The following is a 12703-nucleotide window of genomic DNA, read 5'->3' as shown; positions in this document are numbered from 1 at the left end:
CCGTCAGCGACCCGATCTTGGTCCATCCGCGGCTTACACGGTTGTCATGACACGGCCGACGGCCGCTCCTTTCCTGCGGTTACGTCTGATCACTGTCTTGACCGTGTAGGAGCTGGAGGCGATGACAGCGACCGCTAGAGCGATCTCCTCTGCTGCGCGGTCAGCGACGGCAAAACTGACGACCGCTGCGGTGCCCGTTACGAGGACGGTTACGACGGAGGGCTCTCGGGCGTGCTCTATGCCCTTCTGGGCTTGTGGAATCGACGTGGTGGACAGATTTTCGGCGATCGCGGGCCAGCCTTGGTGGTCTCTTACCGGCAGGTTCTCGTCGGCCGAGCACTGCTTCGTCTGCGAGAAGAACGAAATCCGCGTACGCCCGGGTTTCGTTTCGACGGTATGCCGTGTCCGGATCGGCACCTCCGGCCGCGCACCCTCGCCAGCGCGAGATCATCAGCCGAATTTCCACGCTCGCACCGGGTTAGCCCGTACTTCACGATCCGGATCCGGCCGCCAAACCAGCCTCACCGTCAAGAACTCCGCGGGAACACAGCTGTTGCAGACCAGCTACAGCTACACCCGCACCGGCGGCGCGGACTCCGACCAGATGCAGTCGAAAACCGACGCCACTGGCACCACCGCCTACACCTACGACTCCCTGCAACGCCTCAAGACCGCAGGCTCAACTAACTATGCCTACGACAACGCCGGCAACCTCACCGGGTCGAGCAATCCCAGCGAAACCAACAACTACAGCGACACCAATCAGTTCGTCTCCGGCAGCGACGCCGCCGGCAACACCTTCACCGCCAGCTACGACACCCTCGACCAAACCCAACCCCGCCAGTTCACCTACACCACCAGCAGTGCAACCACCACCGACCGCTTCACCACCACCGCACTCGGCATGACCCAAGCCGTGCACAACGGGGCGCGCACTAGCCTCGCTCGAGACCCTAAGGGCGCGATCGTCACCGAGAAAACCGGTGCGGGGGCGCGCTACAACGTCGTCACCGACTACCAAGGCAGCGTCGTCGCCCTCATCTCCACCACCGGCACCGTCGCCGCGACCTACCGCTACGACCCCTACGGCGGCAACACCGCCACCGGACCCAACGCCGCAGACAACCCGATCCACTACCTCGGCCAATACCAGTACGGTGTCGACATGCTGCTCGGCTACCGCTGGTACTTCCCCGGCTGGGGCCGATTCCTCACCCCCGACCCCACCGGACAAGAAACCAACCACTACGCCTACGCACAGAACGACCCCATCAACCACACCGATCCTACCGGGGCGAAGGCGGCACTGAACGGGTGTGCGGCGGCAGTATTCGGGGTGGCCCTTGTCGGTATCGGTCTGATAGGAGGGGCTGTGGGACTGGCTGCGGAATTTATTGCAGAGGACACACTAGGGGTTGGCTTGTCGATCGTTGGCTTGGCAGGTGCAGGTGCGGGCGGCTTGACCATAGATAGTTCGGGATGCTGATGACAACTACGGCTCTAGTCGGAATAATAGTATTGATAGTCTCGATACTGCTATCGTCGATCGCGATAGTACGAAGCATGCGAAAGAGAAAAAATCGGTAAAGGCACCGTTAGTATGATCGGGTCGCTTAAGGAGGCGGCCCGATCATATTTTGGTCGCTGCCTTCTGTTCGGCAGGTTCGTCGAAGGCGTGGGCGGCGAGCCATGAAGGTCGCTGGCGTGTACAAGCGGTGCGGGCACCGGGACAGTGCGGGAAATCCGCTGGGAGGCCGGTGCCGAGGGTTGTCGGCGCGAGAGCACGGGAGTTGGTATTTCCGAGTGGGGATGCCGCCGCGGTCGGACGAGTAGAGGCGGCGGGTTCTCGCCGCGGCGGGCGGCGCGGAAGGCCCGCGCCTGTCTGTGAGATCCCGGCGGGCGAGAGTTGTCGCTCGCGGTGCTCACGGTTGGGCAGTGGCTGCGGCTGTGGCTGGACGCGCGGGTTGGGCCGGGCGCTTCGCCGTTGGGCGGCTACCGCCAGCACGTCCGCGGGTACCTGTCCCGTATGTGGGCGACTGGCTGCTCGGGGGAGTCGAGTAGGGGTGACATGCTGCGCATCGAAGATATTTTGTCTGCCTGAGCTGCGTCAACGCGCACCGTAGTGATGTTGTAAAAGCGTGTGGTGGCTGCGGTGCGTCGGATCACTGATCCTGCTCCGGGTGGGCTTGGGATTGGTCAGCGTTCGGTGACGGTGTCGACGGTGGGTTTGGCTCCGGCGATTCGGAAGTTGGCGGACGAGCGGATGCAGGTTCGTTTGGCGGTGTCGTTGCATACGCCGGATGACGAGCTGCGGGACACGTTGGTGCCGGTGAACAATCGTTGGTCGGTGGACGAGGTGCTGTCTGCTGCCCGGTATTACGCGGATACTTCCGGCCGCCGTGTCTCGATCGAGTATGCGTTGATTCGCGATATCAATGACCAGCCGTGGCGGGCCGAGCTGCTGGCGAAGCGGCTGCGGAAGCACTTGGGCCAATTGGTGCACGTCAATGTCATTCCGTTGAACCCGACGCCGGGCAGCAAGTGGGATGCGTCGCCGAAGCAGGTGGAGCGTGAGTTCGTGCGGCTGGTGAACGCTGGCGGGGTGGCGTGCACGGTGCGGGACACGCGCGGTCAGGACATTGCGGCGGCGTGTGGCCAGTTGGCTGCTGAAGGCTGAGTTGTTCGTTTCGATGACGCAAGCCGGCGCGCGACCCGCGCGCGAGTCAACACTCCGCGCCGTCTCCCAGGTCGCGCATCAGGTAGACAGCGCCGGAGTACTCCTCGCCGTTCGCGATTTCCTCAGCACCGCGCCAGTACCGCACGAACGCGTGATCGACCGCAGGCACGCCCGGCACCGGAAACCGGTGCTCCTCCGTGTCCAGCTCCGATTCCCGCACGACGCTTGAACGAAGGAAATACAACGACGGCGGTTCCTTGTCGTGCAAGGACGTGGTGAGAAACTCCCAACCGTGTTCCCAGTCAACGGACAGGGGCACTGTCTCACGAATCTTCAACGCTGCGATCACTCCGACGGTCATGCCGCGAACTTCCGCGGTTTTCAGCGCGTCGACGGCCAAGTCGAGCAACTCCAGCCAGGGCGCGGGGACCTCGGTGCCGGGAGGGCTCTTCCAATCGTCCATGCCAAGTTCGTCGAAATGCACGGAACGGACCAGATCGCTCGCGCCCGCGGCGGTGGTCAGCCAAGCGACCGCTGCCTTCTTCACGCGTCCGACGGAAGTTTCCATCCGCACTCCTTAAGCCACTTCTTCTGGGCGTTGGTCAGTCTGCCGGGGTACCCGAGGGGCCTTTATGTTTCCAGGTTCCGTCTTTGTTCAGCGCGCTGCCGTCGGACAAGTGGGCGTGCGTGTGCTCATTGGCGACTTTTCCTTGTCGATCCGGGTGATGCCGCTCGGCGCGGCCGGTGGCGATCTTCTTGTTCATGGCAGAGCTTGGCCAGCCACCGCGTGAGCACCAGGGCTCGGGGGAGAGAGTCTGCTGCGGCGGAACCCCTGCACCCGGATAATAGATGTTCGCTCATCGGCATTACCGGAGACACCTCTCCGCTGAACCGAGCGCAGCCTGTTGTCACGGAGAAACGCAGTCGCAATTGGCCGACAAACCACGGTGACGTTCATGTACGTGCTGATGCGTGCGTTCGAAGTGGAGTACACCGCGGCGCGGTGGCGGGAGTTCCATGGCGGTCAACGGTCGATGTTCGGACTGGACTCCGACGCGGTCCGGCCGGAGAACGGGTCCAGTGAGCTGCCGACGCCGGGGAGCCGGTCAGGGAGGCGGGCAGGCCGCGGTAGTCCGTTGGTTTCGATGTTGTAGACGGGGGTGGGTGAGCCGCTGGCGAACTATCGGAAGGTAGTCAACTCGGTATGGAGCATCACTGAGCCTGCGCCGTCGGGGTTGGGGATTGGTCAGCGTTCGGTGACGGTGTCGTTGCATACTCCGGATGACGAACTGCGGGACACGTTGGTGCCGGTGGACAACCGGTGGACGAGGTGCTCTCCGCGGCCCGGTATTACGCGGACACTTCCGGCCGTCGCGTGTCGATCGAGTAAGGCGAGGCGCCTCCAGACCGTCCGACCTCCGCTTCATTCCGAGCGTCGTGTCGTGTGCGTCGGCGCAGCACAAGAGGATGTTTGTCGGCGATGACGTCAGCCGATGGGGGCATCGTCGAGGCGGGACGCGGCGCTGGGGAACAGGGTAGCGGCGTTACGGCCGATGTCCTGGCGTTGCCGCGGCGTCAGGACATCGGATTCGAGCAGGGATTTCCGGCTGGCTTCGATGGTCTCCTCGGTGCTGCAAGGCACACCGGAGTCCGAGCCGTAGACGAGGTGGTCCGGCGTGGTCATCGAGAGCGCCGCCGCCAGGCAGGACGGAAACCCGGTCGACGCGGTGTCGAGATAGAGCCGTCGCAACTGGACGCGGATTTCGTCGGTGCTCAGGCCGTTCGGGTTGGGGACCCAGGGCTGGGCGCCGAGCAGGCCGAGCCGGCCCGACATGGCGGGCAATGCGCCCCCGCCGCCGCAGTGGGCGACGATCAGCTTTGCGTGCGGGTATTTGCGGAACACGCCCGCGTACAGCATGTCGACAATCGTCCGCGTGGTCTCGAAACCGACCTCCAGCAACGGAGCCGGCCGGCCCTGCACGCCGTCGGCGTAAGCGTCGGGGTGCGCGAACACCGTGGCGCCACGGCGATCGATCTCCGCCCACATCGGTTCCAGGCTCGGGTCGCCGAGGTACACGCCGTTGCGTCGGCAGGTCACCGCGAAGCCGTCCGCACCCAGTTCCGCCGCTCGGTCGAGTTCGGCCATCGTCGCGGCTATGTCGTCGGTGGGCAGGGCGGCGAGCAGGCCGAAGCGGTCAGGGTAGCGCCGCACCAGGCTCGCCCCGTAGTCGTTGGATGCCAGCAGTGCCTCGGTCGTGGTGGGCTGGTTGCTCAGCATCTGCATGCCGATGCCGCTCCGGTCCATCTGCTCAAGCGTCCGCTCGACGGTCCAGTGGTACGGCTCCGGGGCCAGGAAACAGGCGTCGCGCATCGACCGCCAGGTCGCCTCCCGCTGTTCGGAGGTGGTCGGCGGGGTGTAGTGGGCATGGACGTCGATCCAGGCATCGGGCATGGTGCCAGCCTGCGCGCCCCAGCGCCCCAAAGGAACCGAATACGCTCCATGCCCGCCATAGGCTCGGTCTATGCCCTTCGAGAACCAGTTGCACGGCCTCGACAACAATCATCTGTACGCGCTTCACGGGCTGCTGACCGAGCGAACCGTCACCGGCGCTGCCGCCCGGCTCTCGCGCACACAGCCGACACTGTCCGCCGCGCTGGCCAAGCTGCGCCGTCACTTCGGCGACGAACTGCTCACCCGCGTCGGCAACCACTACCAGCTCACCCCGTTCGCCGAACAGGTGCGGCCGTTGGTGAGCGTCGCGGTCGCCGCGGTCGAGCGGGTGTTCTCGGCGCAGTCGGAGTTCGACCCGGCGGGTTCCGGCCGCGTGTTCACGATCGTGTCCTCGGACTACGGGACGAGCGTCGCCGGCGCCCGGCTCGTCGCGCTGCTCGAAGAACGCGCGCCGAACGTGAGTGTCCGCTTCAGCCCGGTCACCGCCGAGGCGCTCGGCCGCGACGGGGAGTTCTTCCGCACGGTGGACGGGATCTTCATGCCGCACGGCTACCTGGACCTGCCGCGCTCGCTGGACCTGTTCCGCGACCGCTGGATCTGCGTGGTCGCGGCCGACAATCCGGACGTCGGCGAGCACCTGACGATGACGGACCTGTCGCGGCTTCCGTGGGTCACCACGTTCCAGGACCCGCTCGGGAGAGCGCCCGCGTGGCGGCAGATGGAACTGCTGGGGATCGCGCCGCGGGTCTGCGCGACCGCCGATTCGTTCCTGGCGATGCCGCATCTGGTCCGCAGCGGCGGCGCGATCGCGTTCATGCAGCAGCGGCTGGCCAGGGAACTCGCGGGGGCGCTCGGCGTGCGGATCGTCGATGTGCCGTTCGATGCGGTGCCGATCGTCGAGGCGTTCTGGTGGCATCCGATGCACGACGCGGACTCCGGCCACACGTGGCTGCGCGGGCTGCTCGCCGAGGCCGCGTCGCACATCGAGTGAGGCGGCGCGCGCACCGTGCGGGACACCTGCCGCGCGGCGGCACGAGTTCCACGGCGGACCGCGGGCGCTGACCTCGAGAAGTTGCTCGCTCCCTGGCTTAACCGCTGACTGGCCCGGACTCGGTGCCGGGTTGCCGGGCTGCGAGCGGATCGGACTCCGACCACGCGAGCTGAACCAGTTCCCGGCCGGAGCGGCTGACCTTTGTCACGCGGCCGGGCAGCAGAGCCGACGGCCAGACGCCGCCCAGCAGCGGTCCCTCCCGGAAGTCGCCGTCGCCGACGATCCCCGGGACCTCCAAGTCGGCCAGCGTGTTCAGCGCCCCGTGTTCGAGCGCTTCGGCTGCTCCTTCCGTGCTGCGGACGACCACGAGGTGCAGGCCGACATCCTTCGCTTGCGGGAGGAACTCGCGCAGCGGCTCGAACGGGTCGGTGTCGCCGCGGGAGACCAATTCGGCGTCGTCCACGATCACATACAGTTCAGGTCCGTACCACCAGCTGCGATTCCTCAGCTGCTCTTGGGTGACGTCCGGTCCTGGAATCCGCCGCTGCATCGATTCCCGGACGTCTTCGAGCATGGCGGTGAGTTGCGAGATGGAGATGGCGTAGCCCAGCAGGTGTTCCGTCGCCACGTAGCCGAGCGAGCTACGGCGGTAATCGACCAGCAAGATCGCTGCCTCCGCCGGTGTGTACCGCTCGACGATCCCGCGGATGATGGTGCGCACCAACGTCGTCTTCCCTGATTCCGGCCCCATGAAGGCGACGAAATGCGAGTCGACGGCAGGCCGCCAGACGGCAGGTGTTCTGTCGACACCGACACCGAGGGGCACGGAACCTGCGGCGGGAGCTGGAATGTCGGCGTACGGAACGCGGGTCGGCAGGGCTCTCAGGTGCCGGGTCAACTCGGTCGGCAGTTCTTCGAACGACCTCGAAACCACCTCCGCGCCGAGCGTGAATCGCGCGGAGTCGAAGCGCGAACGTGCCAGGAAAACCGCATCGTCGAAAGTGAACCCGCTGGTGAAATTCGCCGAGGTGAACACCGCGTCGCTGCCGAAGCTGACTGAGATGAAATGCGGGCGCTGAGCGAAAACCGCGCGGGTGAAGTCGGCCTCCGCAGTGAACGCCGCCGAGGCGAAGCTGACCGTGTCGGTGAAATTCGTGCCCTCGAAACGGGCGATGCCGACGAAGGTCGTCGCGCGGAAGTCCGCCGAACGCACCCGGCAGCCGCTCAGATCGAAGTCGAGCAGGCTCGCGCCGCCGAGATCGAGGTCGACGGCAGGCCAGAAGCGGCTGTCCGGCGCCTCGGGGCGCAGGTGGGCCGCCAAGACTTCGCCCACCGCGTGCCGGACCCGGCCTTGCTGCACGGCGTGCTGGTCGCGGGTCGGGCGGGTGTCGGCGGCGCTGTCGGAGAACATGCGCAGGTAGGCGCAGAGCACATTGACGATCGTCTGCCGCTGGTCCGGGCTGTTCTGGCCGAGACGTTCCAGCGCGTAAAGCCCGCCGAGCTGCACCGCGAGCCGGTCCGATCCCAGCTGGTCGACAGCCTTGCTGTAAAGCTCGGTGAGCCGCCGTTCCGTCGCGTCCAGCCGGGTGTCGTCGGCCACCTGCTCCTGAAGCGCGTGCGCCCGGGCCGCCGCGGCTTGGTCAAGGTCCTTCTGCTTCAACGCGATTTCGGCGCTCCGCTGACGCCGGGCGGCAAGCAGCAACGCCGCCGCCCCGCCCGTCCCGACCACGACAGTGCCCGCGGTCTTGATCGCCTCGAGCTGGTTCCGCTCCTGCGCGTCGCCGTTGCCGAAAGCCGCCACGAGCCACACCGCGACCGCGATCCCCAGAACCACGATCACGGCGGAAGCGAACCAGATCATCCGGATCGACAGGACCCGGTAAGCGACCGTTCCCGGCTCGATACGACGGGTTTCGCGGTCACTCGCCACGTCGTTGCCTGCCTTTCGCCAAACGGGCGAACCTCTTCGTCGCGGGCGCGAGTTCCTCGACCTTCAGCGCCGCGAGCACGCCGAACGACACCGCGAGTCCGACGAGGCCCTGCAGGATCAGCTTGACCCACACGGTTGCCTGGCCGCCGGAGTCCGGCACGAGCCAGCCGGCAGCGACGGCCGCGGCGACGCCGAGTCCGCTCGCGACGATCGTGAACAGGATGACCCCGAGCACCCGCTTGCTGCGCAGGTTGCCGAGGCTCGCCCACAACCAGACCTGGCCCATGATCGCGCCGACCACGAACGTCAGGGAGTTCACCAGCATGGAGCCCAGCACGATGTCGCGCGCGTCCAGCAGCACCGGGCACAGATACAGCAGCGGAATCTTGACCACGGTCATCACGACCATGATCAGCGTCGGGGTGCGCGCGTCCTTCATCGCGTAGAAGACCCGCAGCTGCAACATGACCAGCGCGTAGGGCAGCAGCCCGAACGACGAGATCGCCAGTGCCTCGCCGAGCCGTTCCGCTTCGGCTGCGGAGTTCGCGCCGCCGCTGAACAAGGCGACCCCGATCGACCCGCCCACCACCGTCAGCACGGCGGCGATCGGCACCAGCATCACGGTGGAGATGCGCGACCCGTAGGAAAGATCGGCCACGACCTTGCGCACGTCGCCGTCCGCGGCGTTGCGGGACAGCCGCGGCATGATCGCGGTCAGCAGGGACACCCCGATCACGCCGTAGGGCAGCTGGAACAGCAGCCAGGCGTTGGAATAGATGGTCACCCCTCCCGGGTCGCCGCTGGTCAGCACCCGGGTGTTGACGGTGAGGCCGACCTGGCTGACCGCGACGTAGCCGAGGATCCACAGAGCGAGGCCGCCGAACTCCTTCATCCGCTTGTCGACGCCCCAGCGCCATTTGAAGCGGAACCCCGTCCGCAGCAACGGCGGGACCAGCAGCGCCGCCTGCACGACGATGCCCAGCGTGACGCCGATGCCGAGCACGAGCAGCTTCGGGTCGCTCAGCTGCACGGGATCGGTCGAGATCTTGCCCGGCATCAGCATGAACAAACCCAGCGTCGCGATCACGACGACGTTGTTCATCACCGGCGCCCATGCCGTCGGGCCGAAGATGTGCTTGGCGTTGAGGATCGCCGACAGCAGCGCGAACACGCCGTAGAAGAAGATTTCGGGCAGCAGCAGCCGGGCGAACGCGTTGGTCAGCGCGGAGTTGGCGTGTCCGCCCTGCTCCGTGTACAGCGAGGTCAGCGCTGGTGCCGCTATCACCGCGATGACGGTGCCCACGGCCAGTACCGTCAAGCCGACCGTGAGCATTCGCTGTGTGTACGCCGCGCCGCCGTCGGGATCGTCCTGCGACCGCACCATCAACGGCACCACGACACTGCTGAGCACGCCGCCGAGCAGCAGTTCGAAAACGACGTTCGGCAGCGTGTTGGCGATGTTGAACGAGTCGTTCTCGACGCCCGTGCCGACCGCCCACACGAGCATGATCTTCCACAGGAAACCGGTGATACGGCTGACCAGCGAGGCGATGGCCATCTGCCCGCTGGACTTCGCGATCGACGGCGGCGCCGCCGTCGGCTCGACGCGCGGCACGTGGACGGTGGCCTCGCCGGCCGGCGCGCCGCTGGGCAGCCGCGGCAGCATCCGGGGGACGAGCGAGTCGTACGGGCGCAGCGCGTCCGGGTCGGCGACCGGCCACCTCGAACTCGCCGGCACCCCGCCGACGCGCGGGATGAAGATCGTCGCGTCGGGATCGTTCGGCGCCAGCGGAGGCGCGCCGAACGGCATGCTGTCCTGCTGGCGCTCCTGCTGCCACGGCCGGACCAGCGGCCGCCGCTGCGGGGGAGGCGGCTGGCGCTGGGGCGGAGGCTGCTGGCCGCGGGGCGGGAGCCGCCTGAGATAACCGTTCGCCCCCGGCGGGATGCGGAGGGTCTGCTGGTCAGGGCTCGGCGGGCGCTCAGGCGGCGGGCGCCGCGTGATCCGTTCGTCGGGACGCTCTGGCGGCCACTCCGGGTCGCTGTCCAACGTGTGCCCCATCGTCAACGGTCGATTCGAACCCCAAGGGTAGTCAGTTCGCGGGTCCCGGTGGCTGATCCGGGGATGGATTTACTGTTCGGTAAGCACCACGAGAGCGGCCCCGGACCTGCTGGGCTAGGGGCTCGGCTCGGGAAGCTCCAGGTACATCCTGTGCGCGTCTTCGAGATGTGTCCGTGTGTAGATGTGTGCAGGTGTGTTACATTTTTCTATGACCATCGGCCTGTGGTGGGAGGAAGCTGGTGGTGAGTACATCCGCACACGATCAGCTCGATATCCCGGTGCCAGTGACATCGAACCGGCCTGGACCTTGGAGGCGGCAGCCGATCCTCGTCGGATCACCCGTGATCCTGATCCGAAGAGCCATGGGGGAGACATCCGCGTGATCGGGTACTCGCCCGAGGCGGGGTTCGTGATCACGGTGATCATCGATCGCGTGGATCATTCAGGCATCAATGCCTGGAAGACCAACGGTGCCGACCTGCGTGCGTACCGAGCGGCACTGGGAGGAGAGGACGATGCGTCATGACTGAGCCCATGAGCCGCGAGCAGGTGCTGGCCGGGATTCGGGGAGAGATCGCCGAGCAGGAAGCCTCGGCGCGGCGGGAAGCCGATCCGGTCAAGCGCGAGCGCATGCTGCGGCACGCACGCTCCCGCCAGGACCACGCAGAGGAAGAAGCGGACGCGGTCGCTGCTGACATCGCCGAGAACGAGCAGTCCGCGCTGTCCCTGCGGGTACCGTCATCGCTCGCTGTCGCGTTGAAGGCACGCGCAGCGGCCGAGCAGATTCCCACCTCTGCCCTGGTGCGGCGGATCCTCGCCCAAGCGGTGCAGCGCTCGGATGCGCCGGTGCTCACCGTCGAACAAGTCGAGCAGATCGCCCGACGGGTCTATCGCGAATCCGTCTGAGTTCGGCGGACAGCCCGAACTCCGCTAGCTGAGTGGTTCGGCGCGGCGAGCGAGCCTTGACTGATCGCCCGCTGATCTCGGCTGCGGGTTAATGCGGCTGCCAGCCGGTGTCGCGGCCCGTCAAGTGCAGCAACTGGTCCTGACGCGACGCGGATTCGCCGAGCGCTTCCGGAGCGGCGAAGAACCGGTGCGTCGTGTCGGCGGCGATGGGGGATTCCGCCAGCCCGGCGTAGATCGTCTCGAGGTTGTCGCTGATCCACGTGACCAAGCCCGGGTCGAGGCGGTCGTCGACGCCCAGGGCTCGGGCGAGGTCCCACGCGTGGATGGCGGAATCCGTGGCTCGCACGGCCAGCGCTTGGCGTCCGGTCACCTGGCCCAGCGGATAGTCGAGCATCTGGTCCAGCGCGCCGGGACGGCTGAAGGCGTCGGCGACTAGCTGCACCGACGCGGCGTATGCGCCGAGCGGGTCGTTGCCCAAAGCGTCGGCGTCGCGCATGTGCAGGAAATTCTCGCGGGTGCCGCCAGCGAGCAGGTCGACGTAGTTGAGATTTCCCCGGACCATATGGTTGACGAGTTGACGGACGCTCCATTCCGCACAGGGCGTCGGGGCCGTCCACAGTTCGGGGCGGACGGACGGCAGGCGCTGGGCGAATTCGGTGCTGGCAGCCAGAAATCGGCCGAGGGCGTCGGTCATGACTGCCAGTCTTTCGCCGCGAGGACGTTCTCGCTGGCGAAAATCCGACGTCGCGCTAGCGCTCGATGAACGCGGTCAGCGCCGCCACGACCGCGGCGGGCTGTTCGTCCGGAATGAAGTGTCCGGAATTCGGGATGACGACGCCGGTCGCGTTGTCTGCCCACGGGCTGATGGAAGCGGCCATGTCGGGGATCGAGCCGTGGGAGCTGGAGATTCCCAGGACCGGGACGGTCAGGTGCCGTTGTTCGAGAGCGGCGTGATTCTTGCGCGCCGATTCCGCGGCATCGCGGTAGTAGGCGAGCGACGCCCGGAGTCCGCCCTCGGCGGCGAGAGCGGCGGCGTAGTGGTCGATTTCGTTGCTGTCGAAGGTGCTCAGCGCTTTGGCCTTCAAGAACCAGTCGACGTATTCGCGCTCGCGACCGGTGAGGAGGGTTTCGGGGAGATCGGGCACCAGGTGGAACGCGAAGTGCCAGGTCTTCCAGGCGCGGTCGGGGTCGGTGGGGATGGAGTCCGGGAGGGTGATTCCGGGGATGCCGGCGTCCAGCAGTGCGAGGCCGTGCAGGTGCTCTTCGTGTTTCAGGGCCAGCGAGAAGGCGACCCAAGCCCCGATGTCGTGGGCGGCTAGCCAGTATTTCGGCACGTCGAGCGCAGTCAGCGCGGCTTGGATCCGCGAGGCGACGGTGTGCGTGTCGTAGCTGTCGTGCGGGCGGTCGGAGTGGCCTTGTCCGGGCAGGTCGATCGCGATGACGCGGAAGCGTTCGGCAAGACCTGGCATCACTGTGCGCCAAGCCCACCAGGTCTGCGGGAATCCGGCGAGGAGGACGACGGCGGGGCCGGTTGGCTGGCCGCCTTCCGCGGCGTGGAGGCGGATGCCTTCCGCGTCCACCCAGCGGTGAGTGAAGCCCGGCAGGTCGGGCAGCGGTAATTCGGGGGTCATGGCTCGAGCCTAGCTCATCTTGAACCGAACAGTTCAAGATGAGCTAGGCTGGGCACG

General features: G+C 66.7%; 11 protein-coding genes and 2 pseudogenes. 6 read left to right on the top strand and 7 right to left on the bottom strand.

The window, feature by feature from the left end; genetic code table 11:
• Positions 1-268: 268 nt before the first annotated feature.
• On the top strand, positions 269-1486 hold the full coding sequence (locus tag ACFORO_RS27815) for an RHS repeat-associated core domain-containing protein (protein WP_377875931.1): 1218 nt from the start codon (positions 269-271) through the stop codon (positions 1484-1486).
• Positions 1487-2134: 648 nt separating this feature from the next.
• A pseudogene (locus ACFORO_RS27810) lies at positions 2135-2677 on the top strand (23S rRNA (adenine(2503)-C(2))-methyltransferase RlmN); the annotation flags it as partial.
• 46 nt (positions 2678-2723) lie between these two features.
• Here the strand turns inward: ACFORO_RS27810 and ACFORO_RS27805 are convergent.
• Positions 2724-3245: a hypothetical protein gene (locus ACFORO_RS27805; RefSeq protein ID WP_377875933.1), complete on the bottom strand. Its 522-nt coding sequence runs from the start codon at positions 3243-3245 to the stop codon at positions 2724-2726.
• Positions 3246-3279: 34 nt separating this feature from the next.
• Positions 3280-3441 (bottom strand): hypothetical protein, encoded by a 162-nt coding sequence (locus ACFORO_RS27800; protein ID WP_377875936.1) that lies wholly within the window; start codon positions 3439-3441, stop codon positions 3280-3282.
• Positions 3442-3834: 393 nt separating this feature from the next.
• Here ACFORO_RS27800 and ACFORO_RS27795 point away from each other — a divergent pair.
• A pseudogene (locus ACFORO_RS27795) lies at positions 3835-4064 on the top strand (23S rRNA (adenine(2503)-C(2))-methyltransferase RlmN); the annotation flags it as partial.
• Between the two features lie 99 nt (positions 4065-4163).
• On the opposite strand, the gene ACFORO_RS27790 reads toward ACFORO_RS27795, so the two are convergent.
• Positions 4164-5159, bottom strand: coding sequence for an amidohydrolase family protein (locus ACFORO_RS27790; RefSeq protein ID WP_377875938.1), 996 nt, complete (start codon positions 5157-5159; stop codon positions 4164-4166).
• A gap of 40 nt (positions 5160-5199) precedes the next feature.
• On the opposite strand from ACFORO_RS27790, the gene ACFORO_RS27785 reads away from it, so the two are divergent.
• On the top strand, positions 5200-6120 hold the full coding sequence (locus ACFORO_RS27785; RefSeq protein ID WP_377875941.1) for a LysR family transcriptional regulator: 921 nt from the start codon (positions 5200-5202) through the stop codon (positions 6118-6120).
• Positions 6121-6217: 97 nt separating this feature from the next.
• On the opposite strand, the gene ACFORO_RS27780 is transcribed toward ACFORO_RS27785, so the two are convergent.
• Both ACFORO_RS27780 and murJ read right to left on the bottom strand, forming a co-directional pair.
• Positions 6218-8050 (bottom strand): FtsK/SpoIIIE domain-containing protein, encoded by a 1833-nt coding sequence (locus ACFORO_RS27780; protein ID WP_377875943.1) that lies wholly within the window; start codon positions 8048-8050, stop codon positions 6218-6220.
• Positions 8040-9860 (bottom strand): murein biosynthesis integral membrane protein MurJ, encoded by a 1821-nt coding sequence (gene murJ, locus ACFORO_RS27775; RefSeq protein ID WP_377896654.1) that lies wholly within the window; start codon positions 9858-9860, stop codon positions 8040-8042. Before murJ ends, ACFORO_RS27780 begins: the two co-directional genes overlap by 11 nt.
• A 457-nt stretch (positions 9861-10317) precedes the next feature.
• Between murJ and ACFORO_RS27770 the strand changes: the two genes are divergently transcribed.
• Together ACFORO_RS27770 and ACFORO_RS27765 are read left to right on the top strand one after the other, a co-directional pair.
• Positions 10318-10635, top strand: a complete 318-nt coding sequence (locus ACFORO_RS27770; protein WP_377875947.1) for a hypothetical protein — start codon at positions 10318-10320, stop codon at positions 10633-10635.
• The gene (locus ACFORO_RS27765; RefSeq protein WP_377875949.1) at positions 10632-11015 is read left to right on the top strand and encodes a hypothetical protein; all 384 of its coding nucleotides are present in this window, start codon (positions 10632-10634) and stop codon (positions 11013-11015) included. Before ACFORO_RS27770 ends, ACFORO_RS27765 begins: the two co-directional genes overlap by 4 nt.
• An 88-nt stretch (positions 11016-11103) precedes the next feature.
• On the opposite strand, the gene ACFORO_RS27760 is transcribed toward ACFORO_RS27765, so the two are convergent.
• Both ACFORO_RS27760 and ACFORO_RS27755 read right to left on the bottom strand, forming a co-directional pair.
• Complete coding sequence (locus ACFORO_RS27760) at positions 11104-11709, bottom strand: TIGR03086 family metal-binding protein (RefSeq protein ID WP_377875951.1); 606 nt, start codon at positions 11707-11709, stop codon at positions 11104-11106.
• A 55-nt stretch (positions 11710-11764) separates the two neighbouring features.
• Complete coding sequence (locus ACFORO_RS27755) at positions 11765-12646, bottom strand: alpha/beta fold hydrolase (protein WP_377875953.1); 882 nt, start codon at positions 12644-12646, stop codon at positions 11765-11767.
• Between the last annotated feature and the right edge of the window lie 57 nt (positions 12647-12703).

Origin of the sequence: Amycolatopsis halotolerans (genome assembly GCF_042647905.1) — a bacterium.
GTDB classification, from domain to species: domain Bacteria; phylum Actinomycetota; class Actinomycetes; order Mycobacteriales; family Pseudonocardiaceae; genus Amycolatopsis; species Amycolatopsis halotolerans.
This window is presented reverse-complemented; position numbering and strand designations above follow the sequence as displayed.

Coding starts and splice junctions, on each gene's coding strand:
- ACFORO_RS27805 (WP_377875933.1), bottom strand. CDS start 3,245: ATGGAAACTTCCGTCGGACGCGTGAAGAAGGCAGCGGTCGCTTGGCTG.
- ACFORO_RS27765 (WP_377875949.1), top strand. CDS start 10,632: ATGACTGAGCCCATGAGCCGCGAGCAGGTGCTGGCCGGGATTCGGGGA.
- ACFORO_RS27755 (WP_377875953.1), bottom strand. CDS start 12,646: ATGACCCCCGAATTACCGCTGCCCGACCTGCCGGGCTTCACTCACCGC.
- ACFORO_RS27785 (WP_377875941.1), top strand. CDS start 5,200: ATGCCCTTCGAGAACCAGTTGCACGGCCTCGACAACAATCATCTGTAC.
- ACFORO_RS27760 (WP_377875951.1), bottom strand. CDS start 11,709: ATGACCGACGCCCTCGGCCGATTTCTGGCTGCCAGCACCGAATTCGCC.
- murJ (WP_377896654.1), bottom strand. CDS start 9,860: ATGCCGTTCGGCGCGCCTCCGCTGGCGCCGAACGATCCCGACGCGACG.
- ACFORO_RS27770 (WP_377875947.1), top strand. CDS start 10,318: ATGACCATCGGCCTGTGGTGGGAGGAAGCTGGTGGTGAGTACATCCGC.
- ACFORO_RS27800 (WP_377875936.1), bottom strand. CDS start 3,441: ATGAACAAGAAGATCGCCACCGGCCGCGCCGAGCGGCATCACCCGGAT.